Raw genomic sequence first — 23688 nt, 5'->3', positions numbered from 1 at the left:
CCCCTCAGTCCCATTCCAGGCCGCCGCGCCGCCATACATATGCGTAGGCGACGAAGACGGTGAGCACGAAGAGCAGCATCTCCACGAGCCCGAACACACCCAGGGCGTCGAAGGTGACGGCCCACGGGTAGAGGAAGACGATCTCGATGTCGAAGACGATGAAGAGCATCGCCGTCAGGTAGTACTTGATGGGGAAGCGCCCGCCGCCGGCCGGCGTGGGGGTCGGCTCGATACCGCACTCGTAGGCCTCGAGCTTGGCGCGGTTGTACCGCTTCGGACCGATCAGCGTGGCCATGACCACGGAGAAGATCGCAAAGCCTGCCCCGAGGGCTCCCAGTACGAGGATGGGCGCATACGCGTTCACCGCTCCTCGCTCCTCTCAGTCGGCACTGACTGCTGGCGGGTTGCACTGAGCTCACTTCCTGCTCATCAGCCCCACGAGCCCCGCTGGCCCCGGCGAAGATCGAGAACATGTGAAGCAGGTCACAAGCCCAACTGCCTCGCATCTTATGCCCGCCGCTCTGTGATCTGCGACACGGGGTATTGCACAAGCTTTGTGATCTCCACCACCTGATGAACGATCATGAAGTCGGATGATCGGCGATCTTCGTACGTGAAGCGTCCAAGTGATCACCAGAGGTGACATTTTCGCTCGTCGGCGCAGCTCGCGAGGGGCGTCTCAATATCAAGAGAGTTCCCTTGCATGCAAATTGGAGCTGGACGCCGGGGCCTGATAGAGGACCCCGTTCACACATCAGAGGGAGGCGGCGGCGAGATGTGGACGCGTGCACGCGTTCACGAGCCCGGCGCGTCGATTCCGCGCGCCACGCGCGACCGCCGGACGCACCGACTCCGGTAACCGTTCCGTGACCTCCGCCACATTCATGAGAGGCCTCTGAGAAGCGGGGTTGGCCAACGGTCCCAACCAGTGGTAGGCGCGGGGCAATTCGGACGTAACGAAGAAAGCCCATGATCACAGGCTTGATGGCCGACGTCCGCAATGTCCGTTACGGCGTCAATAAAGGGCGGCACGCCGGGGATTTGGGCCATGGATTGAACAACTGTGGCGGACCACACGTTTCTTGAAGGTATGGAGGAGCCCCTGATACCGGTTGTTCCCATGTCCCACACCGCTCACATACGTAGCCACCGGAAACCCCGCCAGCCCAGCACGTCGAAGATGGCGATGCGGGCCGGAGTTGCCGGTGGCATCCTCAGCACCGTGGCAGTGGCCGGCGCGTCGGCCTCGGCGAACGCTGCCGAGCCGGTGACGCAGACGCTCGAACTGCCCACCCTCACGGCCGACCTGTCCGTTCAGGTCGCCCGGTCGGCGGACGCCACGCAGTTGGCCGCCGCGAACTACGAGCTGCAGGCAGAGCGTGACGCGGCCGCCGCCCAGGCCGCCAAGCAGGCCAAGGCCGACCTGGCCGAGGCCAAGAAGAAGGCGGAGGCCCGGAAGAAGGCCGCCGAGGAGGCACGCAAGGCCGCCGCAGAGCGTGCCGCGCGCGACGCCGAGCGGGAGACCCTCTCCGCGTCCGTGGGCACCGACACGAGCGTGACGACACCGGCCAGTGGCAGCGTGGGGACGGTCATCTCCTTCCTCAAGGCACAGTTGGGCGACGCCTACGTCATGGGCGCCACCGGCCCCAACGCCTGGGACTGCTCCAGCCTCGTCCAGGCCGCGTTCCGGCAGGTCGGCGTGGACCTTCCGCGCGTGTCGCAGGACCAGTCGATGGTCGGCACGGAGGTCTCCCTGTCCAACCTCCAGGTGGGCGACATCCTGTACTGGGGCGGCAAGGGCTCCGCGTACCACACAGGTGTGTACATCGGAAACGGCCAGTACCTGGACGCGGCCAACCCCTCCAAGGGTGTCGTCATCCAGGACCTCTCCGGCTACCCGGCGTCGGGTGCGGTGCGCGTGCTCTGAGCCGTATCGATCACATATACCAGACATACGTGACGGGTGCCGTTCTTCGCGAACGGCACCCGTCGGCGCAGGAATGAGGGGCTGTCAGGCGGTGGTGCCGCCGTTCTGCCCCGCGCGGCGGCGCAGGAACAGCACCAGGCCCGTTCCCAGGCCGAGCGCGAGGATCGCGCCACCGGCGATCAGCGTCACGCCACCGGCACCCGTGAGGGCCAGACCGCCGTCGGTGTCGGCTCCGGAGTCGCCGCCGGAAGAGTCACCTCCCGTGGTGCCGCCGGAGCCGGAGCCGCCGTCCGTGCCGGAGGACGAGGAACCGCCGCCCGACGTGCCGCCGTTCGACGTGCCGCCGTCGGACGAGCCGGTGCCGCCGTCCGTGGACCCCTCGCCGCCGGAGGCGTTGAGGACGATCCAGGCGATGTCGTTGGACTTGTCGGATTCGGACGGGTTGTCCCCATCGGGCAGCGCCACCTTCGCCTTGGCGTTCTCCACGACCCGGTCGATGCGCAGCTCGAACGGGAAGCTCAGCTCCGCGTCCTCCAGCAGCGGGGTGTCCACCCAGCAGAGGTAACCCCTGGTGCCCTCGGCGATCTCAGTCTCACGGCAGGACTGCGGAGCCTTGGTGACCGTCGCCCCCTCGGGGACCTCCACCGTGAAGCCGATCGGCTCACCGCCCGAGCGCAGGGCGCTGAACCAGGCCGGGCCGTTGTTGCGGAAGCCGAGGTTCGCCTTGACGGTGTCACCGGCCGCGCCCTTGAGCGACGCGCCGGTCAGCTCCAGGTCGTAGGTGTTCGTCGCGGGCAGGTCGAGCTCGGCGTAGCGGGAGTAGTCCGCCGGGTCGGCGCCGGGGACCTCCTTCAGCTTCAGGTCCGGGCCGTTGCCCGGCTGGTAGTCCTTGGCCTCGCGCAGGCTCTTCGCCTCGGTCGGGCTGATCGCGCTGAAGGAGTAGGTGAAGACGTCGTACAGGGCGAAGTCGGCGGTCTTCACGTTCAGCGGCTCGGTCAGCGCGTACGCGGTCCCGGCCTTGATGGTGTCGGGGAAGGTGCAGATCGCGTCCGTGCCCTGGTGCAGCAGCGGTCCGGTGGTCACCTCGGCGTAGGCGCAGTTGCCGTACGAGTCGGGGAAGGACAGGCCCCGGGAGCCGTGGAAGCGCAGTACCGCGCCTTCGGAGTCCATGGCGCCCTTGTTGTACAGGCCCACGGGCGCCGCGTAGGTGTCGCCCGCCTTGAGGTCGGCGGGCAGCGACAGCCGGCGGTTCACGAACTCGGGGCCACCCACCAGTACGTCGATGTCGAGCGGCGTGAACTCCAGCCCCTCGCCCTCGCCGGTCACCTTGATGGTGCCGAAGTCGCCGGCCTGGCTGTCGCCGTTGATGTCGAGCCGGATGCCACCAAGGCGGTTGTAGGTCTCGCCGGCGTACAGCTCGTAGCCGCTGCAGACCGCGACGAGGCCGTCGGCGTCGCAGGGCAGCTTCACCGAGGCGACGCCCGCGAGTTCGGAGGCGTCGATACGGATGGTGTAGTCGCCGGTGAACACGGGCGGGATGACGCCGTCGCCGTCGAACTCCTCACCCGGGACGTTCAGCCGCAGGTCGACCTGCGGCTCCGAGTCGTCTCCGTTGCCGGAGTTCAGCGACAGGTCGACCCGGTCCTCGCCGGTGATCTTCACAGGCAGCGGCGCGGGCGCGGCCTGGGCGGTTCCCACGAGGCCGGCGGCGGCCAGACCCGTGGCGGCCAGCAGGCCCACGGATCTGAACAGCCGCGTCGGCCGCGCTGACTTGAGTGTCATCGGGTGCTCTCTCGTCGATAGGGGTGTGCCCGGGCGGGCACACCCCTATCGACCTGAGCCGGAGCCGGTCCGTTGTCCACAGGTACATCACAGCGGGATCACATTCCCGCATACCCCACCAACATCGAACGCCCGTGGACCCCGACGGTCCTCAACGCCCCGCATGGGACTCGCGGATCACGCCTTCGGGGCCACCTTCGACAGCCCGTTGATGATGCGGTCCATCGCGTCGCCGCCCGTCGGGTCGGTGAGGTTGGCGAGGAGCTTCAGGGTGAACTTCATCAGCATCGGGTGCGACAGGCCCCGCTGCGCCGCGATCTTCATGACCTTCGGGTTGCCGATGAGCTTCACGAAGGCGCGGCCCAGCGTGTAGTAGCCGCCGTAGGTGTCCTTGAGGACGCGCGGGTAGCGCTGGAGCGCCATCTCCCGCCCCGCGGGAGTCGAGCGCGCGTGCGCCTGGACGATGACGTCGGCGGCGATCTGGCCGGATTCCATCGCGTAGGCGATGCCCTCGCCGTTGAAGGGGTTCACCAGGCCGCCGGCGTCGCCGACGAGCAACAGGCCTCGCGTGTAGTGCGGCTGGCGGTTGAAGGCCATCGGCAGGGCGGCGCCGCGGATCGGGCCGGTCATGTTCTCCGGGGTGTAGCCCCAGTCCTCGGGCATGGATGCGCACCAAGCCTTCAGGACCTCGCGCCAGTCCAGTTCCTTGAAGGATTCGGAGGTGTTGAGGACGCCGAGACCGACGTTCGAGGTGCCGTCGCCCATGCCGAAGATCCAGCCGTAGCCCGGCAGCAGCCGGTCCTCGCCGGGACCGCGGCGGTCCCACAGCTCCAGCCAGGACTCCAGGTAGTCGTCGTCGTGGCGGGGGCTCTCGAAATACGTCCGCACCGCGACGCCCATCGGACGGTCCTCGCGGCGGTGCAGGCCCATCGCGAGGGACAGGCGGGTGGAGTTGCCGTCGGCCGCCACGACCAGCGGCGCGTGGAAGGTGACCTCGCGCTTGTCCCCGGAGTCGCCGAGCTTGGCGTGCACGCCGGTGATGCGGCCCGTGCGCTCGTCCACGATCGGCGCGCTCACATTGCAGCGCTCGTACAGCCGCGCGCCCGCCTTCTGCGCCTGCCGGGCCAGCTGCTCGTCGAAGTCGTCGCGCTTGCGGACCAGTCCGTAGTCGGGGAAGGAGGCGAGATCCGGCCAGTCCAGCTGCAGCCGCACACCCCCGCCGATGATCCTGAGGCCCTTGTTGCGCAGCCAGCCGGCCTCCTCGGAGATGTCGATGCCCATCGCCACGAGCTGCTTGACGGCGCGGGGGGTGAGCCCGTCGCCGCACACCTTCTCGCGCGGGAACTCGGTCTTCTCCAGGAGCAGTACGTCCAGTCCGGCCTTGGCGAGGTGGTACGCCGTCGTGGAGCCGGCCGGGCCGGCGCCCACGACGATCACATCGGCGGTGTTGTCCGTCAGAGACTCGGCCACGGCGGGATCTCCCCAAGTTCGAAATCTGTGTGCCGACCGGCACTGGACATGGGCAGTCTATTCAGCAGAATTGATCACCCGGCCGAAGGGATACCCAGTGAACCGAGCTCTCCCCGTGGTACGGCTGCGTGTCCCCACCGACGAGGACGCCGTCGCCTGGCACCGGGTGTTCGACCACCCGGATGTCATGGAGTTCCACGGCGGCAAGTCCGCGGAGCTGTCCGTCTACGAGGAGCTCACCGCCCGCCAGCGCAGGCACGACGCCGAACTCGGCTTCTGCCTGTGGACGATGCTCGACGCCGACGACCGGGTCATCGGCTTCACCGGCGCCCAGCCGTGGCCGCGCCCGTGGGGACCGGCGGGCGAGATCGAGATCGGCTGGCGGCTCGGCCGGGAACACTGGGGCAAGGGGTACGTCACGGCGGCCGCGCGGATGACCCTGGAGCGGGTGCGCGCGGCGGGCGTCGGCAGCGTGGTGGCCATGGTCAACGCGCGCAACACCCGGTCGATCGCGGTCATCGAGCGACTCGGTATGCGCCTCGCCGAGACCTTCACCAGCCCCGAAACCGACAAGTTGGGGCACTGCTACCGACTGGATCTATAACAGAGAGTAACAGTCGGCTACGGAAAGACACTTGATGCTTCCGGACGGCACCCCCGGGCGGTTACCCTGCCAGTACCTCTGGGGGTGACATCTGTGCGCATAACACGCAAGACGCCCGAAGTGCGCGTGCCGAAGCTCGTCGGACTGATGGCCGTGGACGCCCGTGAGGCAGCCGAGGCACAGGGAGTGCTGCTCGCCGCACCCGACCGGCCCGACTTCCATCTCATCGTCGTGGACTATGTCGTACGGCAGTACCCGCTGCCCGGCGTCGAGGTGCCGCGCGGCGCGGTGGTCACCGTGTGGTTCGACTTCGGGGACGGCGAGGGCGGCGGGGGCGTACGGGAACCGCGGCTGCCGAGGCCCCCGAGGGGCGGCATGGAACGCGAGCTCGACCAGCCCGGAGACGCATTCCAGCCCATCAGGTAGGCCTGGGCGTCAGGCCTTGAACCCCCGGTGCAGAGCCACCACCCCACCCGTCAGATTCCGCCACGCCACCTTCGACCACCCGGCCTTGCGCAGCCGCTCGGCCAGCGCGGGCTGGTCGGGCCAGGCGCGGATGGACTCGGCGAGATAGACGTACGCGTCCGGGTTCGACGACACCGCACGGGCCACCGGCGGCAGCGCCCGCATCAGGTACTCGGTGTAGACCTTGCGGAACGGCTCCCATGTCGGATGCGAGAACTCGCAGATCACCACCCGCCCGCCCGGCCGGGTCACCCGGTACATCTCGCGCAGCGCCGCGTCCGTGTCCTGCACGTTGCGCAGCCCGAAGGAGATGGTGACGGCGTCGAACACGTCGTCCTTGAAGGGCAGCCGTGTCGCGTCGCCCGCCGTCAGCGGCAGCCAGGGGTGACGCTGCTTGCCGACCTGGAGCATGCCGAGGGAGAAGTCGCAGGGCACGACGTACGCGCCCGCACGCGTGAACGGCAGCGAGGAGGTGGCCGTACCGGCGGCGAGGTCCAGCACTTTCTGCGCGGGGCGCGCGTCGACCGCCTTCGCGACCTCCCGGCGCCACACCCGGTCCTGGCCGAGCGACAGCACATCGTTCGTCAGGTCGTACCGTTCCGCCACGTCGTCGAACATCGAGGCGACTTCGTGCGGCTGCTTGTTCAGGGAAGCGCGGGTCACGGGCCCATTCTTGCAGTTCGCGTTCACGGCAGAGTTCGGGGGCGTTCGGGGAGGCGTTCTCGGGGTGACGCTCATCGGCGCCGGTACACCAGCCGTCCCGCCACCACAGTCACCACACAGCTCCCGCCCCCGCGCTCGGCCAGCTCCGCCTCGTCCCGTACGTCGAACACGGCGAACCGCGCGGCGGACCCGCTCTCGCGCGGCGGCGGGAACTCCACCTGCAGCCCGGCCTCGAACGGGTCCAGCGAGGGCACCCCACCGGGCACGCCGAGCCGCCCCACCACGCCGATCCCGGACCGCCGTACGGCGGTCACCACGGCCCGGTTGCTGAACGTCCCCGCCACCGCGACGGTCCCGCGCGCCAGCATCCGCTGCAGTCCGCGCCGCGCGCTGGCACCCCACCGCGCCTCGTCCATGGCGAGCGCGGCGAGGGCGTCCCCGGTCAACGGTTCGATGCCGAGTTCGTCGGCCTCGCGCGGGTCGGGGTGGTAGGCCTGCTCCAGCAGTTCGGGCCCGTGCAGGTTGACCAGCCCGGAGGTGAGGATGCCGGGCCACTGCCGCACGCGCGCGAGCGGATGGGCGGCGGCCAGCTCGTCCAGGGAACCGGCGTCGATGACCCACTCGCCGCGCACGGCCAGGGCACGCCCCCTGGAGTCCGCGTGAACCGTGAGCAACTCAGTTGGAGGCGAGCAGCTTCAGCTCCGGATGAGCCGTGCCGCCCTCGATCGCGGTGGACGAGATGTGGGACATGACGCGCTCGTCGACGGGGTCGTTCGCCGGGTCGTCGTGCACGACGAGGTGCTCGTACGTCGTGTTGCGCTGGGCCGGGACCCGGTCCGCCCCCCGGATCATCTCGATCATCTCCATCAGGTTGGAGCGGTGCTTGGCACCGGCCGCGGAGACGACGTTCTCCTCCAGCATCACCGAGCCGAGGTCGTCGGCCCCGTAGTGCAGGGTCAGCTGCCCGGCGTCCTTGCCGGTGGTGAGCCAGGAGCCCTGAATGTGGGCGACGTTGTCGAGGAAGAGCCGGGCGATCGCGATCATCCGCAGATACTCGAAGATGGTGGCCTGGGTGCGGCCCTTCAGGTGGTTGTTCTGCGGCTGGTAGAGGTACGGGATGAAGGCCCGGAAGCCGCCCGTGCGGTCCTGTACGTCACGGATCATCCGGATGTGCTCGATCCGCTCGGCGTTGGTCTCGCCGGTCCCCATCAGCATGGTGGACGTGGACTCGACCCCCAGCCGGTGGGCGGTCTCCATGATCTCCAGCCACCGCTCACCGCTCTCCTTCAGCGGGGCGATGGCCTTGCGCGGCCGCTCGGGCAGCAGCTCGGCGCCGGCCCCGGCGAAGGAGTCAAGGCCGGCGGCGTTGATCCGCTGGATGGCCTCCTCGACCGTCACATTGGAAATGCGGGCCATGTGCTCGACCTCGCTCGCCCCCAGGCTGTGGATGACGAGCTGCGGGAACTCCTTCTTGATGGCCGCGAAGTGCTTCTCGTAGTACTCGACGCCGTAGTCCGGGTGGTGACCGCCCTGGAACATGATCTGCGTCCCGCCCAGCTCGACGGTCTCCGCGCACCGGCGCAGGATGTCGTCCAGATCGCGGGTCCAGCCCTTCGCCTTGTCCTTCGGCGGGGCGTAGAAGGCGCAGAACTTGCACGCCGTGACGCACACGTTCGTGTAGTTGATGTTCCGCTCGATGATGTACGTCGCGATGTGCTCGGTGCCCGCGTACCGACGGCGACGGGCGGCGTCGGCGGCGGCGCCAAGCGCGTGCAGCGGGGCGTCGCGGTAGAGGTCGAGCGCCTCCTCCGGGGTGATCCGTCCGCCCGCGGCGGCACGTTCGAGAACGGACTGGAGGTCGGCCTTCTCGGTCACCGGGTGTCCCTTTCGTCAAGGGTCGTGGACGGACTGAACCAGCCTACGCCAGCCACTTTCCCGCCCTGCTCGCAGCCCGCCCGACCTCGGCCCACCCTCAGCCCGCCCGGCCCTCGGCCCACCCCACGCTCAGCCCGCCGCCCCCAGCAGCAGCCCGGCATAGGCGCCCGCGAGCAGGAACGGCCCGAACGGGATCACGGTCTTGCGCCCCGTCTTCCGTACGACGGCACGGACACCGCCGTAGACCGCCCCGCAAGCGAACGCGGCGAAGGTCCCCAGCAACACGGGCCACCACCCGTACCACCCGAGCACGGCCCCCGCACCGACTGCCACCTTCACATCGCCGAAGCCCAGGCCGCCGGGGTTGATCAGGAAGAGGAGGAAGTAGAACCCGCCCAGGCCGAGGGCGCCCAGCAGAGCGCTCGCCCAGTACCCGGCGTGCCCGGGCGCGAGCGCGGCCACGCCGAGCAAGGCAGGGGTGGCGGCTGCGAGGGGCAGGGTCAGCGGATCGGGCAGCCGCCGCACACGCAGATCCACGACGGCCAGCAGCACGCCGACGGGCGTGATCAGCAGCCATACGGCCAGCTCGGGACGGGGGCCGGTGACGGCGGCGAGGGCAGCGCAGAGCAGGGCGGTGACGGTGACGAGGAGCGGGACACCGGGGCCGAGGTCCTCACACTCGCCGCACCACGCCCGCCCGATCCACCCCCGGATCGGATGCCCGCGCGGACACCGGTCCCGCCACGCCTCGTCGGGCGGCACGGAGAAGCGGTACGCGGCCCGCGGCAGCAGCGCCCCCGCCACCGCGCCCCAGCCCAGCGCGACGGCGACCAGCAGCCCCTCACCCAAGCCCGCTCACCCCCTGTCCGTCCCCCGCTGCCGCGCCGGAGGGACTACTTCACCTTCGACATCCGGGCCTTCGGATACCCGGACCGCGCGCTGTCCGACTCATACGTGAGGTCGTCACCGGTCGGGACGAGGCGGACCGTCGTGGGCTCCTGGTTGCAGCCGCCGTGGTTGCCCTTCGCACCGACCGACCTGGCGACGAGCTGTTTCTCCGTCACCTGCTTCAGGGTCAGTACGTCGATACAGACGCCGCCCAGCTGGTCGGTCTGCCGGAGTTGCCCCAACTCCTCGCCCACCTCGGCCTGCTGGACGGTGACCCGGAACGTGCCCGCGGGCAGCGTGCCGTCGAGGGCAGTGCCCTGGCCCTCCCAAGTACCGAGGTAGCGGGTCGGGATGCCGGACGGGCCGGTGCTCAGGCTGGCGCTCGGGGCCGGGGAGTAGGCGTCGTGGGGGCCGGAATCGCCCGCGCTGTCCCGGCGTTCGCCGGGCAGCAGGTCGAAGACGAAGACCGAGCCGACCGTCGCCGCCGCGAACGCCCCGGCGACGGCGAGCGCCACCGTGCAGCTCACTCGCCTGCCCCGCCCGTCGGCCTCCGGCGCAGCCGTCGCCGCGACACTCACGGAGACCTTGCCGGGCCGCTTGCCCGAGGGGGGAACGTTGTCCTCCGGTTCCGCCCGGCGGGGCTCCGGCATCACGGGCGGCGGGCCGAAGGCCCCCGCACCCACCGCCGGACTGCTGAACTCCACCGGCCCCGAAGAAGAAGCCTCCGCAGAAGGAGTCTCCGCCCCCGCCGCCTCCAGATTCAGCAGCCCCACAGCCCCCCGACTCACCCGCTCCACCAACGCCCCCGGCAACCACCCACCCGCCACCAGCCGCGCCGCCCCCTCCGGCGCGAGCCGCCGGGACACGTCCGCCGGAGCCGGCCGCGCACCCGGCTCCTTCGCCAGGCATCCCGCGACGACCTCCCGCAACTCTCCCTCCAGGGCGTCGAGTTGCGGCTCCTCGTGCACGACCTTGTAGAGCAGCGCGGCCGAGGAGTCCCCAGGGAACGGCGGCACTCCGGTCGCCGCGTACGCCAGCACCGCACCCAGCGAGAAGACGTCCGCCGCCCCCGTGACGCCCTTGCCCAGGATCTGCTCCGGCGACATGTAACCGGGCGAGCCGACCGAGACCCCGGTCGACGTGAGCGACGCCGTGCCGTCCAGGGCGCGTGCGACACCGAAGTCGATGAGCAGCGGCCCGTCCAGGGTGAGCAGCACGTTGGACGGCTTGACGTCCCGGTGCACCAGGCCCAGCTCGTGCACCGCCGCCAGCGCCTCGCCCAGGCCCGCCCCCAGTGCCCGTACCGAATGCGCGGGCAGCGGACCGCCGTCCGCGACCGCCGCCGCGAGTGACGGCCCGGCGGCGTACGCGGTGGCCACCCACGGCACCGGCGCCTCGGGGTCCGCGTCCAGCACCGGCGCGGTCCACGCGCCGCCCACCCGCCGCGCGGCCGCCACCTCACGGCGGAAGCGGGCGCGGAACTCCTCGTCGAGCGCGAGATGCGGGTGGACGATCTTCACCGCGACGGTACGGCCGCCCGCGCTGCGGCCCAGATACACCCGGCCCATACCGCCGGAACCGAGCCGGCCGAGCAGCCGGTAGGGCCCGATGGTGGTGGGCTCGTCGACGCCGAGCGGCTGCATGGCGTCCGCCCCCTCTCCCCCGTACGCCTCCACTGCCCGCAGCGTATCGGCGTACTGATGGCCGCCGCCGTACTACGGCCGCAGCAGATCCACCTTCACATCCGCCGGAAACCCGGTCGTCGGCCCGACCCGGCGGGCGAACTCCGCCACGGCCTCCAGCTGCGGGCCGCCGAAGCGGAAGTCGAGGGTGGTGAAGTACTGCTCCAGGACTTGCTCGTCGAAGGCCTCCCAGCGGGCCGCCTGCTCGGCGACCTTGGCGACCTCCTCCAGGGAGAGGTTGCGGGAGGCGAGGAACGCCTCATGCACCTTGCGGGTGATGTCGGGCTCGCGCTCCAGGTAGTCCCGGCGGGCCGCCCATACGGCGAAGACGAACGGCAGCCCGGTCCACTCCTTCCACAGCGCGCCGAGGTCGTGCACGGCGAGGCCGTACCGCGGCCCGTCGTGCAGGTTCGCCCGCAGGGCCGCGTCGCCGATGAGTACGGCGGCCTCGGCCTCCTGCATCATCAGGCTGAGGTCGGGCGGGCACGTGTAGTAGTCGGGCCGTACGCCGAAGCGGTCCGCCAGCAGCAGCTGGGCGAGGCGTACGGAGGTGCGCGAGGTGGAGCCGAGGGCCACCCGGGCGCCGTCCAGCCGGTCCAGCGGGACCTGGGAGACGATCACGCAGGACATCACCGGTCCGTCGCAGCCGACGGCGATGTCAGGGAAGGCGACGAGATCGTCGGCGTTCTTCAGGAACTCCACGAGGGTGATCGGCCCGATGTCGAGATCCCCCCGCACCAGCTGCTCGCTGAGCTTCTCCGGGGTGTCCTTCGTCAGCTCGAAGTCCAGCAGCGTCCCCGTCCTGGCGAGCCCCCAGTAGAGGGGCAGGCAGTTCAGGAACTGGATGTGGCCGACGCGCGGCCGCGTGCGAGAAATGTCCACGTCGAGAGGCTAGACCCCGTGGGGTAGGGTGCAGCCTTCCGGGGTGGCCTCCCCGACGTCAGCGTCGACGCGGCGTTCAAACATTCGGGTGACGTGATCTTGGCCCCTATTGCTTTCGGCTGCCTGCGTGCTAGGCTCATCGCAAGTTGCAGTTTGGTTTCCCTTGCAGTACAGAGCCTGCGGAGCATGTGACCGCGGGCTCTCGTCGTTCTCAGACATATGCAGTTGTGCAGAACTCAAATCTTCACACTTGCTGGTTCTGGAGCAGGGCAACCCTTTTGAGCCCAAGGAGGGCTTATGGCTACCGGAACCGTGAAGTGGTTCAACGCCGAAAAGGGCTTTGGTTTCATCGCCCAGGAGGGCGGCGGCCCCGACGTCTTCGTCCACTACTCCGCGATCAACGCGAGCGGCTTCCGCTCCCTCGAGGAGAACCAGCAGGTGTCTTTCGACGTCACCCAGGGCCCGAAGGGCCCGCAGGCGGAGAACGTCACCCCGGTCTGATCCTCTGATCCAGGATCGAGTGCAGTACCCAAGGAGCCCCGCGCCGTCCGGCGACGGGGCTCCTGCCTTTCCGGCACATCGGGAAGATGAATTCTCCGGGAATTCCCAGGAAGTAATCGCTGTCCCCGGCGGCCGGGGCGTGACGGAAAACCGTCCCGTTGTCAGTGCCGGGCAGTACGGTCACGCCCCATGACCGAAGAGGCGCTCACCCGCACGGAAACCGTCCAGCACTTCTACGACGCGATAGCCGAGGACTACGCCCACCACTTCCGTGACCCACTCGCCGCGCAGCCGCTGGAGCGGGCGATCCTCACGGCGTACGCCGAGCTGGTCGGCCGCGACGGCGAGGTGGCCGACCTGGGCTGCGGGCCCGGGCGGGTCACGGCGTACCTCGCCTCGCTGGGCCTGAAAGTCTTCGGCCTGGACCTCTCGGCGGCGATGCTCGCCGTCGCCCGCCGCGAGAACCCCGCCCTGCGCTTCGAGCAGGGCTCGATGCTGGACATGGACATCCCGGACGGCCACCTGGCGGGCGTGGTGTCCTTCTACTCCTCCATCCACACCCCCACCGACCGGCTCCCCGCCCTGTTCGAGGAGTACGCCCGTGTCCTCGCCCCCGGCGGCCACCTCCTGATCGCCTTCCAGGCGGGCGACGCCCCGCGCCGCCTCGACCAGCCCTTCGGCCATCCGGTGTCCCTGGACTTCCTGCGCCGCCGCCCGGAGTACATGAGCGACCGCCTGACGGAGGCGGGCTTCACACTCCACTCCCGGACGATCCGGGAACCCGACCCGGAAGCCCTCACCGAGACGACCCCACAGGCGTTCCTGATCGCCCGCAGGAACCCCGCAGAAACACCGACAAGGAGCACCGACACGGAGCACTGATATGACCTGACTCACCCCCCGTACATGGCGTCGACCTCCCGGGCGAAGTCCCGCAGGATCGCCTCCCGGCGCACCTTCATCGACGGCGTCAGATGGCCCGCCGTCTCCGTGAAGTCCGTGGGCAGGACGGTGAAGCGGCGAATGGACTCCGGGCGGGAGACGAGCTTGTTGGCCTCGTCCACCGCCCGCTGGAGGACTGCGCGCAGGTCCTCGTCGTCGACGAGGAGTTCGGGCGGCACCGGGTGCTTGCCGTTCATCTGCCGCCAGTGGGCGATGCCGTCGGCATCGAGGGTGATCAGGGCGGTGATGTAGGGGCGGCGGTCGCCGAGGACGAGGCAGTGGGAGATCAGGGGGTGCGAGCGGAGCCAGTTCTCCAGCGGCGCCGGGGCCATGTTCTTGCCGCCCGCCGTGATCAGGATCTCCTTCTTGCGGCCGGTGATGACGAGGTAGCCCTCGTCGTCCAGCCGGCCGATGTCGCCCGTCGGGAACCAGCCGTCCGGCGACGCCGGGACCACCCCGCCCCGGTACGGGTCCCAGTAGCCGCGGAAGACCTGGCCCCCGGCAAGCAGGATCTCGCCGTCCGCCGCGATCCGCACCCGCGTGCCGGGCAGCGGCCAGCCGACCGTGCCGAGCCGGGGTTTCAGTGGCGGTGTCACGGTCGCCGCGCCGGTCGTCTCGGACAGCCCGTATCCCTCGTACACGTCGATGCCGGCACCCGCGTAGAACGCCGCCAGGTCACGACCGAGCGGGGAGCCGCCGCAGATGACGTAACGGACCCTGCCGCCGAGGGCGTTGCGGATCCGGCGGTAGACCAGCGGGTCGTAGAAGGCGCGGGACGCCTTCAGGGAGGTGCTGGGACCGGGGCCGGTGCCGCTCGCCCGGGCCTCCACCGCCTCGCCGTAACGGCGGGCGATCTTCGCCGCGCGGTCGAACGCCGGTGCCCTGCCGCCGCGTTCGGCGGTGGCGCGGGCGCCGTTGTAGACCTTCTCCAACATGTACGGGATGGCCAGCAGGAAGGTCGGCCGGAACGCGGCCAGATCCGCCAGCAGGTCCTCCGACTTCAGGCTGGGCGCGTGCCCCAGCCTGACCCGGGCCCGCACGCAGGCCACGGCCACCATCCGGCCGAAGACATGGGACAGCGGCAGGAAGAGGAGGGTGGAGGCCTCCTCGCTGGTCCGCGCCTTGAAGACCGGGTAGAGGAGCTCGATCGCGTTGTCGACCTCCGCCAGGAAATTGCCGTGGGTCAGCGCGCAGCCCTTGGGGCGGCCGGTGGTGCCCGAGGTGTAGACGACGGTGGCGAGGGTGTCCGGGCCCAGCATGCCCCGGCGTACGTCGACCTCCTGGTCCGGCACCGGCTCCCCCAGCTCCGCGAGCCGGTCCACGTGGCCCTTGTCGATGACCCACAGGTGCCGCAGGCCGGGCAGGTGCGGGAGTTCGGGCCCGAGCGCCGCCGCCTGGCCGGCCGTCTCCGTCGCCAGGGCGACCGCGCCGGAGTCCTGGAGGATCCAGCGGATCTGGAAGACGGATGAGGTCGGGTACACCGGGACGGTCACCAGCCCGGCCGCCCAGGCCGCGAAGTCGAGGAGGGTCCACTCGTACGACGTCCGCGCCATGATCGCGATTCGGTCGCCCGGCGCCAGCCCCTCGGCGATCATCCCCTTCGCGACGGCCAGCACCTGCGCGGCGAACTCCGCCGCCGTCACATCCGCCCACCGCCCGTCGCCGTCACGCCGGCTGAGCACCGGGTGCTCGGGCGCCACGGCCGCGTTCTCGAACGGCAGATCGGCCAGCGAGCCGTGCGACACCGGTGGCACCAGCGGCGGTACGGCCGCCTCCCGCACCTCCCCGTCCAGCCGCCGTATCTCGGGCTCGACGAGGACCGGCCCGCCGTCCGGGTCGTATTCGAGCGACGACGCGGACGTCTGATGCGGTAAAGGCGATGACGAATACGAGATGGGCATGGGCAGCTCCTGGGGCCTGCAGCGCGGTACGGCTCCGCTGCATGAAGTACGCGGGGCGCGTACGGCGGCGTTCACCGGCGGTGCGCGCTGGGGGCGCCGCCGGCGGTCAGGTGGCAGATGGTACGGCTCCCACGTGGGGAGATTGTGCGGGTTCCAAGAGGTTCCGGGGATGGGCCTGTGGAGTCCCGAGGGCTTGCGGCGCTTGGCCTTACCTCCGGTAACCTTACTCAGGAGTAAAACAGGGAGGACAGGGTGAGGAAACCGGTATGACCATGGCTGACCACCTCCCCCTCGTCACCGGCGCCCTCCGCTCCCCCTTCAAACGCCCGCGCCAGGACGCCGACTTCCCCCGCACCCGGCTGGTCCGCTCCGGCGTCCGGGTCGACCTGGACCGGCTCACCGCCTACGAGCGGGTCTGCGGCTTCCCCACCGGCGACGACGACCTCCCCCTCACCTACCCGCACGTCCTGGCCTTCCCGTTGGCCATGCGGCTGATGGGCGGCCGGGACTTCCCGCTGCCGCTGCTCGGCCTGGTCCACACCTCGATCGAACTCACCCGCCACACCGCCCTCTCGGCCACCGGGGAGTACGAACTCGCCGTCCACATCACCGGACTGGCCCCGCATCGGCGCGGGACGGAGGCGACGGTGGTGACCGAGGCGCTGGCCGGCGGGGAGGTCGTCTGGGAGTCGCGGAGCACGTATCTGGCCCGGCACCAAACCGACGGCGTACCGCAGGCCGGGTCCGAGGAACACAGGTCACTGCGCACCGGCGACGCACCGCAGGCCCGGCCCGAGGAGCACACGCCACCGCGACGCACCGGCGACGCACCGCCGCCCGGGCCCGAAGAGCACACCCCACCGCACACCGGCGACGCACCGCCGCCCGGGCCCGAAGAGCACACCCCACCGCGCCCCAGCGACGCACCGCCGCCCTGGCCCCAGGAGCGCAAGCCGCTGCCCCCGCGCACCGAATGGCGGCTCGGTGCCGACATCGGGCGGCGCTACGCCGCCGTCTCCGGTGACCGCAACCCCATCCACCTGCACCCGCTCACCGCCCGCCTGTTCGGCTTCCCGCGCCCGATCGCGCACGGCATGTGGACCGTGGCCCGCTGTCTCGCCGCGCACGGCACGCCCGAAGCGGTGCTGGTCCGGGCGGAGTTCCGGGCGCCGGTGCCGCTGCCGGGGACGGTGGAGTACGCCACGGAGGGCGGGCGTTTCGAACTGCGCCGGGGAGACCGGCTGCACGTCAGCGGGACTGTGCAGCCGCTCGCCTTACGCGCCCGGCGGTGACCAGCGCCGCGCGGGGCTCAGGAGCGCAAGCCGCTGCCCGCACGCACCGATGGCGGCTCGGTGCCGACATCGGGCGGCGTTATGCCGCCGTCTCCGGAGACCGCAAGTGCGCCGGGGAGACCGGCTGCACGTCAGCGGAGCGGTGCAGCCGCTCGCTTTACGCGCCCGGCGGTGACCAGCGCCGCCCGGCCATGAGCTCGCCGAGCCCGGCCCAGGCGAAGTTCATCAGGGTGGCCGCCGCCTGCCGGGCCGTCACTCCCGGGGTGGCGTTGGCCCAGTCGGCGAGCGACTCGGCGGCGCCGACCAGGGCCTCGGCGAAACCGGCGACCTCGCGCTCGGGGAGGTCGGGATCGCGGTGCGCAGAGCGGGCGGCCTCGGCGATGAGCTGGGTGACGAAAGCGACGATGTCCGCGCGCATCGCGGTCACCTCGGCGGCGAACGCCTCGCCGTGGGTGCGGGCCTGAAGGTGCAGCACGGACCAGCCGTCGGGGTGCTCGGCGGTGTGTGTGAAGAACGCCAGCAGCCCGTCCCAGAGTTGACGGTCGGCGGGCAGCTCCCGCCGGACACCGGCCCGGACGGCGGCGAACAGCGCCTGGGCCTCCCGGCGGATGCAGGCCGTGAAGAGGTCGTCCTTGGAGTTGAGGTAGAGGTACACCAACGGCTTGGACACGCCCGCGAGTTCGGCGATGTCGTCCATCGACGCCGCGATGTACCCCCGTTGCCCGAAGATCTGTACGGCGGCGTCCAGCATCTGCTGCTCACGGACCGCACGCGGCATCCGCTTGGTCTTCACGGCACCCATGCGGCTTAGCGTACGGTCCGCGCGGCGCGCGTCAGGACAGTACCGGTCAGGCGGCGACGGCCACCCGCTCGCGCTCCTCCACCGGCGAACTGCCCGCGTTGTCGTACGCCTCGCGGTCGAGCAGACCCTCGCGGGCCGAGACGATGACCGGCACCAGCGCCTGCCCGGCCACGTTCGTGGCGGTGCGCATCATGTCCAGGATCGGGTCGATGGCGAGCAGCAGACCGACGCCCTCCATCGGCAGGCCGAGCGTCGAGAGGGTGAGGGTCAGCATGACCGTCGCACCGGTGAGACCGGCCGTGGCGGCGGAGCCGACCACCGACACGAACGCGATCAGCAGGTAGTCGCCGATCCCGAGCTGGATGTCGAAGATCTGCGCGACGAAGATCGCGGCGATGGCGGGGTAGATCGCGGCGCAGCCGTCCATCTTGGTGGTCGCGCCGAACGGCACCGCGAAGGACGCGTATTCGCGCGGCACCCCGAGCCGCTCGGTGACCTTCTGGGTCAGCGGCATGGTGCCGACGGAGGAGCGGGACACGAAGGCCAGCTGGATCGCGGGCCAGGCGCCCTTGAAGAACTGCAGCGGGTTGGCCTTGGCGACGGTGGCGAGCAGCGCCGGGTAGACCCCGAACAGCACGATCGCGCAGCCGACGTAGATGTCGACGGTGAAGGTGGCGTACTGGCCGATCAGGTCCCATCCGTAGGTGGCGATGGCGGTGCCGATGAGGCCGACGGTGCCGAGCGGGGCGAGCCGGATGACCCACCACAGGGCCTTCTGCAGGAGTTCGAGGACGGACTCGCTCAGGGTGAGGATCGGCTGGGCCTTCTCGCCGAGCTGGAGGGCGGCGATCCCGGCGACGGCGGCCATGAAGACGATCTGCAGCACGTTCAGCTCGGTGAACGGCGTGATCACGTCGGTCGGCACGATGCCGGTCAGGAAGTCGATCCAGGAGCCGGTCTTCTCGGGCAGCTCACCGTCCCTCGGGGTGAGGCCGGTACCGGCGCCGGGGTTGGTGACCAGGCCGATGACGAGGCCGATGGCCACCGCGATCAACGAGGTGATCATGAACCAGAGGAGGGTGCGGGACGCCAAGCGGGCCGCGTTGTTGACCTTCCGCAGGTTGGTGATCGAGACCAGGATCGCGAAGAAGACGAGCGGGGCGACGGCGAGCTTCAGCAGGCCTATGAAGGTGTCGCCGACCTTTTCGAGTGTGGTGACGAGCCAGGACACGTCCTGGCTCCTGGCTATCCAGCCGAGCAGGACGCCGAGGACGAGACCGAGGAGTATCTGGGCCCAGAAGGGCGCCTTGAGGGGCAGCTTGAAGGGCAGCTTGAAAGACTTCGTGTTCGCGGACACGGACATGCTCCGTAAGAGAAGGAAGGGGTGCGCAGGCGACAGAGACGTCAAAGGCGACAGTTCGCGGACGCGCACCGGCAGAGGTCCACGTGCAGACGCGCCACGAGCGGAACGCTGCGCGGCGCGTCAACGGACACGACTGCTGGCTTCATGCCAGAAACCGTAACACTTGAAGTTTGAGAACCCCAAAGCCTTACTTTGAGAGGCCCACAGCCGGGATGTCCTTAGGAAGCCTGCCCCTGAGCACGCGCCGCGTCGTCCGCCACGTCCTCCTGGCTGCGGTTGGCCTCAAGGTTTGCCTTGACGCTGTCCACCTTCCGCACGATCTGCGCGGACGCCCGGTCCCGCTCCTTGCGCAGCACGACGAAGCTGATCGGCGCGGAGATGACGAGCGAGAGCAGCACGACCCAGATGCCGTTGGAGGCACCGAGACCGCGCGGGGCGACACCGGAGTAGACGAGACCCCAGACGACCACGAGGCAGCCCACGAAGATCCCGAGGCGCATCAGCGTGTAGCGGAGCATCTCAATCCCACTCTTCCGGTTCCAAAAGGGACCTCCAGTGAAGCACGCCCGTGCGTCGATCTTGGAGGGGGGTACGGCGCTCAGTTCAGCGGCAGCAGCATGATCACGTCGTCGCGGTCGTCGCCGGGGCCGACCCGGATCGCGGCGGGGATGCGGCCGACCTCCTTGTAACCGCAGGAACCGTAGAAGTGCTCCAGTCCCAGCCCGCCCCGGCAGGTGAGCCGTATCGCCTCGATCCCGTCCAACGTCCGGGCCGCGTCCGCCGCGGCGGCCATCAGGTCCCGGCCGTAACCCTTGCCCTGGTGCCGTGGATGCACCATCACCGTGTAGAGCCACACCCAGTGCGTCATCAGCCGGTGCGTGTTGAAAGTGAGGAACGCGGTGGCGGCGACCCGGCCGTCCTCGTCGTATCCGGCGAGCAGCCGGGTGCGGCCCTCGGCCATGGCGACGAGGTGCTTCAGCAACTCGGGGCGGACGGCGTCCCGCGTCACGGGCGGAACGAAACCGACGGCCCCGTCGGCGTTGGACACGTCCGTCCACAGGTCGAGCAGGCCGTCGCGCAGGTCGGGATCCACGGCAGGGTCGAGCGTAGAGGTAAGGGACATGCGCGCATAGTACCTATTACACAAAGTGCCTATTAAGCAAGCACGCGCGCCGCCACTTTCAGATCCGAGACCAGCCCTCGGTACGCCGCCTCCCGGTCGTCCGCGCGCAGCACCGACGACGGATGCACGGTCGGCACCAGCCGCTCGCGCCGCCCGTGGATCTCCTCCTCCAGTACGGTCCCGCGCACCTGCGTCACCCGGAACGACGAGCCCAGCAGCGCCTTGCCCGCGGTGGCGCCCAGGATGACGATCAGCTCGGGTTCGACGAGGGCCAGTTCGGCGGCGAGCCACGGCCCGCACGCGGTCATCTCCCGCAGGCTGGGCGCCTTGTGGATCCGCCGCTTACGGGGTTCCGCCTGGGTGAACTTGAAGTGCTTGACGGCGTTGGTGACGTACGCGTCGCCGGGGTCGATCCCGGCCTCGTCCAGCGCGCGGTCCAGCAGCCGCCCGGCCGGGCCGACGAAGGGTCGGCCCTCGCGGTCCTCCATGTCGCCGGGCTGTTCACCGACGAGCATCACGCGCGCGTGCGCGTTCCCGGCGCCGAAGACGGTCTGCGTGGCGTCGCGGTGCAGCGGGCAACCTCGGCAGCCGGCGGCGGCCTCACGCAGGGTGTTGAGACTCCTGGCCTTCGCCGGCACGAAGGGTTCGGCGGTGTACTGGTCCTCGGGTGCCTTGCTCACGGCGTCCCGAGTACCCACCTGAGGTCTCACACCCGCATCGGCTGCGGCGCCTCCCGACGCGCCGGGTCCGGGCCCTCGTACTCCCGGATGATCTCGTACCGCGTGTTCCGCTCCACGGGGCGGAAGCCCGCGTCCCGGATCAGGTCCAGCAGATCGTCGCGGGTGAGCTTGTTCGGCGTGCCGTAGTTGTCGGCGTCGTGGGTGATCTTGTACTCGACGACCGAGCCGTCCATGTCGTCCGCGCCGTGCTGGAGCGCGAGCTGGGCGGTCTGGACGCCGTGCATCACCCAGAAGACCTTGACGTGCTGGACGTTGTCGAACAACAACCTCGACACCGCGAAGGTCTTCAGCGCCTCCAGCGGAGTCGCCATGGTCGTCCGGGCCTGCAGCCGGTTGCGTACCTTGCCGTCCTTCATGTCCACGAAGTCGTGCTGGTAGCGCAGCGGGATGAAGACCTGGAACCCGCCGGTCTCGTCCTGGAGTTCGCGCAGCCGCAGCACGTGGTCGACCCTGTGACGCGGCTCCTCGATGTGGCCGTACAGCATGGTGCAGGGGGTCTTGAGCCCCTTCTCGTGCGCCAGCCGGTGGATGCGGGACCAGTCCTCCCAGTGGGTCCGGTGGTCCACGATGTGCTGCCGGACCTCCCAGTCGAAGATCTCGGCGCCACCGCCGGTGAGGGATTCGAGGCCCGCGTCGATCAGCTCGTCGAGGATCTCGCTCGCGCTCAGCCCGGAGATGGTCTCGAAGTGGTGGATCTCGGTCGCGGTGAAGGCCTTCAGCGAGACGTTCGGCAGAGCTGCCTTCAGCTCGCGCAGCGACCGCGGGTAGTACCGCCACGGCAGGTTGGGGTGCAGCCCGTTGACGATGTGCAGCTCGGTGAGGTTGTCGGCCTCCATCGCCTTGGCGAGCTTGACGGCCTCCTCGATGCGCATGGTGTACGCGTCCTTCTCGCCCGGCTTGCGCTGGAAGGAGCAGTACGCGCACGAAGCCGTGCACACATTGGTCATGTTGAGGTGACGGTTGACGTTGAAGTGGACCACGTCGCCGCTCTTGCGCGTGCGCACCTCGTGGGCGAGGCCGCCGAGCCAGGCCAGGTCGTCCGACTCGTACAGCGCGATGCCGTCCTCGCGAGTCAGGCGGACGCCCGCCCTGACCTTCTCCTCCAGCTCGCGCTTGAGCCCGACGTCCATGCGCACACCTCTCTCAGACAGACTCCGCCAACCGTACGCCTAGACCTCTTCGGGCAGCTCACCCACCCGGTTCTCCCACTTGGTGGACAGCACGATCGTGGTACGGGTCCGGGACACACCCTTGGTCCCGCTCAGCCGCCGGATGATCTTCTCCAGCCCGTCCACGTCGGTGGCCCGCACCTTGAGCATGAACGAGTCGTCACCGGCGATGAACCAGCAGTCCTCGATCTCCGGCAGGTCCCTCAGCCGCTGCGCCACGTCCTCGTGGTCGGCGGCGTCGGAGAGCGAGATGCCGATCAGGGCGGTGACGCCGAGGCCGAGCGAGGCGGCGTTCACGGTGGCGCGGTAGCCGGTGATGACGCCGGCCGCCTCCAGCCGGTTGATGCGGTCGGTGACGCTGGGCCCCGACAGGCCGACGAGGCGCCCCAGCTCCGCGTAGGAGGCCCGGCCGTTCTCCCTCAGGGCCTGGATGAGCTGCCTGTCCACGGCGTCCATGCGATCGAAGCCTTCCACTGAAGAGGTCTGACGAGTTCCTGGTACGTGAGGCTGCGGCTCAGGTGGTGCGTGACCCGCCGCCCAGTTCGCCCGCCCAGCGGCGGTAGAGCGTGTGGGGGACGCCGGCCGCGTCGAGGACCCGTCCGGCGACGAAGTCGACGAGGTCCTGGATGTGGGTGGCGCCCGCGTAGAAGGCGGGTGAGGCGGGTACGACGGTCGCGCCGGCGTCGTCCAGGGAGACCAGGTGCCGCAGCGTCTGCCCGCCGAGCGGCGCCTCCCGCACGGCGACGACCAGCGGACGCCCCTCCTTCAAGGTGACGCTCGCGGCCCGTTGCAGCAGGTCCTTGGACAGGCCGAGGGCGACTCCGGCGACGCAGGCGGTCGACGCGGGCACGATCAGCATCCCCTTCGCGGGGTACGACCCCGAGGACGGCCCGGCGGCCAGGTCGCCCGCGCTCCAGTGCCGTACGCCGTCGAGCCGCACGGCGAAGGTGTCCGGTTTCCCGTCGGCCCCCCTGGACAGCCATTCCCGCAGGTCTTCCTGCCAGTGCGCGTCCCGGAAGGAGAGCCCGGTCTCATCCAGCAGGGTGAGCCGCGAGGCCCGGCTGACGACGAGGTCGACGCTCTCCCCGGCGTCCAGCAGCGCACGCAGCACGGCAGCCGCATACGGCGTACCGGATGCTCCGGACACCCCCACGATCCAAGGCGCGCGCTGCGATTCCCCTGCGTTCACATCTTGAGCGTACCGGTGGGCGGAAAGGTCTTCAGGACCGGTGGGGCGCCTTCGGATCGACGGGGAGGTGCGTGGTGGGGATCGTCAGCTTGCCGAGCGGCGAGTCGACGGTCACGTCGGGGCCGTATGCGAGGGTGTCGCGGCCTCGGTAGATCAGGTAGTTGGCAATGCCGCGGGAGGCGTACCAGCGGGGGTTGTACTCGTAGTCGCGGCGGATACTGCTGCGGGAAACCACCTCGGCGACGCATTCGATCAGGTCGGGCGTATATGCGCTTCGGTTCTCAGCCACCGCATCAGCCGGGATGACGGCGAGATCGGGGCAGAACTCGTTGTCGTCGTCGAACGGAAAGGCCACGTCGCTGACAATCCCTCACTCCGTCCCTACCTGCGCTTCCAGGCTTACCCAGACCTGGTGAACCGTGCTGCCG

General features: G+C 70.0%; 26 protein-coding genes. 6 read left to right on the top strand and 20 right to left on the bottom strand.

What is annotated here, in order from left to right; translation table 11 throughout:
• Positions 1-4: 4 nt before the first annotated feature.
• Positions 5-364, bottom strand: a complete 360-nt coding sequence (locus tag SSP24_RS12215) for an NADH-quinone oxidoreductase subunit A (RefSeq protein WP_007383963.1) — start codon at positions 362-364, stop codon at positions 5-7.
• Between the two features lie 726 nt (positions 365-1090).
• On the opposite strand from SSP24_RS12215, the gene SSP24_RS12210 reads away from it, so the two are divergent.
• On the top strand, positions 1091-1927 hold the full coding sequence (locus SSP24_RS12210; protein ID WP_141309539.1) for a C40 family peptidase: 837 nt from the start codon (positions 1091-1093) through the stop codon (positions 1925-1927).
• A gap of 84 nt (positions 1928-2011) precedes the next feature.
• Here SSP24_RS12210 and SSP24_RS12205 read toward each other — a convergent pair whose 3' ends face one another.
• Together SSP24_RS12205 and SSP24_RS12200 are read right to left on the bottom strand one after the other, a co-directional pair.
• A complete protein-coding gene (locus SSP24_RS12205; RefSeq protein ID WP_141309538.1) occupies positions 2012-3709 on the bottom strand; it encodes a hypothetical protein in 1698 nt (565 codons plus the stop codon).
• A 177-nt stretch (positions 3710-3886) separates the two neighbouring features.
• Positions 3887-5179, bottom strand: a complete 1293-nt coding sequence (locus SSP24_RS12200) for a geranylgeranyl reductase family protein (RefSeq protein WP_141309537.1) — start codon at positions 5177-5179, stop codon at positions 3887-3889.
• Positions 5180-5276: 97 nt separating this feature from the next.
• Here SSP24_RS12200 and SSP24_RS12195 point away from each other — a divergent pair, with 97 nt between their 5' ends.
• Together SSP24_RS12195 and SSP24_RS12190 are read left to right on the top strand one after the other, a co-directional pair.
• Positions 5277-5783, top strand: coding sequence for a GNAT family N-acetyltransferase (locus SSP24_RS12195; protein WP_141309536.1), 507 nt, complete (start codon positions 5277-5279; stop codon positions 5781-5783).
• Between the two features lie 93 nt (positions 5784-5876).
• A complete protein-coding gene (locus SSP24_RS12190) occupies positions 5877-6209 on the top strand; it encodes a PASTA domain-containing protein (protein WP_268255079.1) in 333 nt (110 codons plus the stop codon).
• 9 nt (positions 6210-6218) lie between these two features.
• On the opposite strand, the gene SSP24_RS12185 is transcribed toward SSP24_RS12190, so the two are convergent.
• The 6 genes from SSP24_RS12185 to SSP24_RS12160 all read right to left on the bottom strand — a co-directional run bounded on the left by SSP24_RS12185 (position 6219) and on the right by SSP24_RS12160 (position 12238).
• Complete coding sequence (locus SSP24_RS12185) at positions 6219-6911, bottom strand: demethylmenaquinone methyltransferase (protein WP_141309535.1); 693 nt, start codon at positions 6909-6911, stop codon at positions 6219-6221.
• A 71-nt stretch (positions 6912-6982) separates the two neighbouring features.
• Positions 6983-7585, bottom strand: a complete 603-nt coding sequence (locus tag SSP24_RS12180; protein WP_141309534.1) for an amidohydrolase family protein — start codon at positions 7583-7585, stop codon at positions 6983-6985.
• A gap of 1 nt (position 7586) precedes the next feature.
• The gene (mqnC, locus tag SSP24_RS12175; RefSeq protein ID WP_141309533.1) at positions 7587-8786 is read right to left on the bottom strand and encodes a cyclic dehypoxanthinyl futalosine synthase; all 1200 of its coding nucleotides are present in this window, start codon (positions 8784-8786) and stop codon (positions 7587-7589) included.
• 129 nt (positions 8787-8915) lie between these two features.
• Complete coding sequence (locus tag SSP24_RS12170; protein WP_141309532.1) at positions 8916-9635, bottom strand: prepilin peptidase; 720 nt, start codon at positions 9633-9635, stop codon at positions 8916-8918.
• A 44-nt stretch (positions 9636-9679) separates the two neighbouring features.
• Positions 9680-11317, bottom strand: coding sequence for a serine/threonine-protein kinase (locus tag SSP24_RS12165; RefSeq protein ID WP_141309701.1), 1638 nt, complete (start codon positions 11315-11317; stop codon positions 9680-9682).
• A 72-nt stretch (positions 11318-11389) separates the two neighbouring features.
• Positions 11390-12238: a menaquinone biosynthetic enzyme MqnA/MqnD family protein gene (locus tag SSP24_RS12160; RefSeq protein WP_141309531.1), complete on the bottom strand. Its 849-nt coding sequence runs from the start codon at positions 12236-12238 to the stop codon at positions 11390-11392.
• A gap of 297 nt (positions 12239-12535) precedes the next feature.
• Between SSP24_RS12160 and SSP24_RS12155 the strand changes: the two genes are divergently transcribed.
• Positions 12536-12739: a cold-shock protein gene (locus tag SSP24_RS12155; RefSeq protein ID WP_003992177.1), complete on the top strand. Its 204-nt coding sequence runs from the start codon at positions 12536-12538 to the stop codon at positions 12737-12739.
• A gap of 189 nt (positions 12740-12928) precedes the next feature.
• Positions 12929-13621 carry a class I SAM-dependent DNA methyltransferase gene (locus tag SSP24_RS12150; RefSeq protein ID WP_141309530.1) on the top strand — a complete coding sequence of 231 codons (693 nt, stop codon included), beginning with the start codon at positions 12929-12931 and terminating at the stop codon, positions 13619-13621.
• Between the two features lie 11 nt (positions 13622-13632).
• Here the strand turns inward: SSP24_RS12150 and SSP24_RS12145 are convergent, their stop codons facing one another.
• Positions 13633-15582 (bottom strand): AMP-dependent synthetase/ligase, encoded by a 1950-nt coding sequence (locus SSP24_RS12145; protein WP_141309529.1) that lies wholly within the window; start codon positions 15580-15582, stop codon positions 13633-13635.
• A 266-nt stretch (positions 15583-15848) separates the two neighbouring features.
• Here SSP24_RS12145 and SSP24_RS12140 point away from each other — a divergent pair, with 266 nt between their 5' ends.
• Entirely contained in the window at positions 15849-16874 is a 1026-nt protein-coding gene (locus SSP24_RS12140; RefSeq protein WP_373866238.1) for a MaoC/PaaZ C-terminal domain-containing protein, read from the top strand.
• A gap of 157 nt (positions 16875-17031) precedes the next feature.
• On the opposite strand, the gene SSP24_RS12135 is transcribed toward SSP24_RS12140, so the two are convergent.
• The 10 genes from SSP24_RS12135 to SSP24_RS12095 form a co-directional block, all read right to left on the bottom strand.
• On the bottom strand, positions 17032-17676 hold the full coding sequence (locus SSP24_RS12135) for a TetR/AcrR family transcriptional regulator (protein WP_141309528.1): 645 nt from the start codon (positions 17674-17676) through the stop codon (positions 17032-17034).
• Positions 17677-17722: 46 nt separating this feature from the next.
• Positions 17723-19039 (bottom strand): dicarboxylate/amino acid:cation symporter, encoded by a 1317-nt coding sequence (locus SSP24_RS12130; protein ID WP_141309527.1) that lies wholly within the window; start codon positions 19037-19039, stop codon positions 17723-17725.
• Positions 19040-19080: 41 nt separating this feature from the next.
• Complete coding sequence (locus SSP24_RS45300) at positions 19081-19185, bottom strand: putative leader peptide (RefSeq protein ID WP_346770311.1); 105 nt, start codon at positions 19183-19185, stop codon at positions 19081-19083.
• A gap of 72 nt (positions 19186-19257) precedes the next feature.
• On the bottom strand, positions 19258-19557 hold the full coding sequence (locus tag SSP24_RS12125) for a DUF4229 domain-containing protein (protein ID WP_141309526.1): 300 nt from the start codon (positions 19555-19557) through the stop codon (positions 19258-19260).
• 80 nt (positions 19558-19637) lie between these two features.
• Positions 19638-20162, bottom strand: coding sequence for a GNAT family N-acetyltransferase (locus SSP24_RS12120; RefSeq protein WP_141309525.1), 525 nt, complete (start codon positions 20160-20162; stop codon positions 19638-19640).
• Between the two features lie 32 nt (positions 20163-20194).
• Positions 20195-20842 carry a UdgX family uracil-DNA binding protein gene (locus SSP24_RS12115; protein ID WP_141309524.1) on the bottom strand — a complete coding sequence of 216 codons (648 nt, stop codon included), beginning with the start codon at positions 20840-20842 and terminating at the stop codon, positions 20195-20197.
• A 26-nt stretch (positions 20843-20868) separates the two neighbouring features.
• A complete protein-coding gene (gene mqnE, locus SSP24_RS12110; RefSeq protein WP_141309523.1) occupies positions 20869-22032 on the bottom strand; it encodes an aminofutalosine synthase MqnE in 1164 nt (387 codons plus the stop codon).
• A 39-nt stretch (positions 22033-22071) separates the two neighbouring features.
• A complete protein-coding gene (locus SSP24_RS12105; protein WP_055707813.1) occupies positions 22072-22527 on the bottom strand; it encodes an Lrp/AsnC family transcriptional regulator in 456 nt (151 codons plus the stop codon).
• A 58-nt stretch (positions 22528-22585) separates the two neighbouring features.
• The gene (locus SSP24_RS12100; protein WP_141309522.1) at positions 22586-23260 is read right to left on the bottom strand and encodes a UbiX family flavin prenyltransferase; all 675 of its coding nucleotides are present in this window, start codon (positions 23258-23260) and stop codon (positions 22586-22588) included.
• Positions 23261-23291: 31 nt separating this feature from the next.
• Positions 23292-23615 carry a Uma2 family endonuclease gene (locus SSP24_RS12095; protein ID WP_229864969.1) on the bottom strand — a complete coding sequence of 108 codons (324 nt, stop codon included), beginning with the start codon at positions 23613-23615 and terminating at the stop codon, positions 23292-23294.
• Positions 23616-23688: the final 73 nt, after the last annotated feature.

The organism is Streptomyces spinoverrucosus (assembly GCF_006539505.1).
GTDB lineage: Bacteria > Actinomycetota > Actinomycetes > Streptomycetales > Streptomycetaceae > Streptomyces > Streptomyces spinoverrucosus.
The sequence above is the reverse complement of the archived record's forward strand: the minus strand, read 5'-3'. Positions and strand labels throughout refer to the sequence as shown.

What these genes read in the sequence shown, in the direction of transcription:
- SSP24_RS12210 (WP_141309539.1), top strand. Translation starts at nt 1,091, where the DNA reads ATGGAGGAGCCCCTGATACCGGTTGTTCCCATGTCCCACACCGCTCAC.
- SSP24_RS12205 (WP_141309538.1), bottom strand. Translation starts at nt 3,709, where the DNA reads ATGACACTCAAGTCAGCGCGGCCGACGCGGCTGTTCAGATCCGTGGGC.
- SSP24_RS12165 (WP_141309701.1), bottom strand. Translation starts at nt 11,317, where the DNA reads ATGCAGCCGCTCGGCGTCGACGAGCCCACCACCATCGGGCCCTACCGG.
- SSP24_RS12155 (WP_003992177.1), top strand. Translation starts at nt 12,536, where the DNA reads ATGGCTACCGGAACCGTGAAGTGGTTCAACGCCGAAAAGGGCTTTGGT.
- SSP24_RS12150 (WP_141309530.1), top strand. Translation starts at nt 12,929, where the DNA reads ATGACCGAAGAGGCGCTCACCCGCACGGAAACCGTCCAGCACTTCTAC.
- SSP24_RS12145 (WP_141309529.1), bottom strand. Translation starts at nt 15,582, where the DNA reads ATGCCCATCTCGTATTCGTCATCGCCTTTACCGCATCAGACGTCCGCG.
- SSP24_RS12140 (WP_373866238.1), top strand. Translation starts at nt 15,849, where the DNA reads ATGACCATGGCTGACCACCTCCCCCTCGTCACCGGCGCCCTCCGCTCC.
- SSP24_RS12135 (WP_141309528.1), bottom strand. Translation starts at nt 17,676, where the DNA reads ATGGGTGCCGTGAAGACCAAGCGGATGCCGCGTGCGGTCCGTGAGCAG.
- SSP24_RS12130 (WP_141309527.1), bottom strand. Translation starts at nt 19,039, where the DNA reads ATGTCCGTGTCCGCGAACACGAAGTCTTTCAAGCTGCCCTTCAAGCTG.
- SSP24_RS45300 (WP_346770311.1), bottom strand. Translation starts at nt 19,185, where the DNA reads ATGAAGCCAGCAGTCGTGTCCGTTGACGCGCCGCGCAGCGTTCCGCTC.
- SSP24_RS12125 (WP_141309526.1), bottom strand. Translation starts at nt 19,557, where the DNA reads ATGCTCCGCTACACGCTGATGCGCCTCGGGATCTTCGTGGGCTGCCTC.
- SSP24_RS12120 (WP_141309525.1), bottom strand. Translation starts at nt 20,162, where the DNA reads ATGTCCCTTACCTCTACGCTCGACCCTGCCGTGGATCCCGACCTGCGC.
- mqnE (WP_141309523.1), bottom strand. Translation starts at nt 22,032, where the DNA reads ATGGACGTCGGGCTCAAGCGCGAGCTGGAGGAGAAGGTCAGGGCGGGC.
- SSP24_RS12105 (WP_055707813.1), bottom strand. Translation starts at nt 22,527, where the DNA reads ATGGACGCCGTGGACAGGCAGCTCATCCAGGCCCTGAGGGAGAACGGC.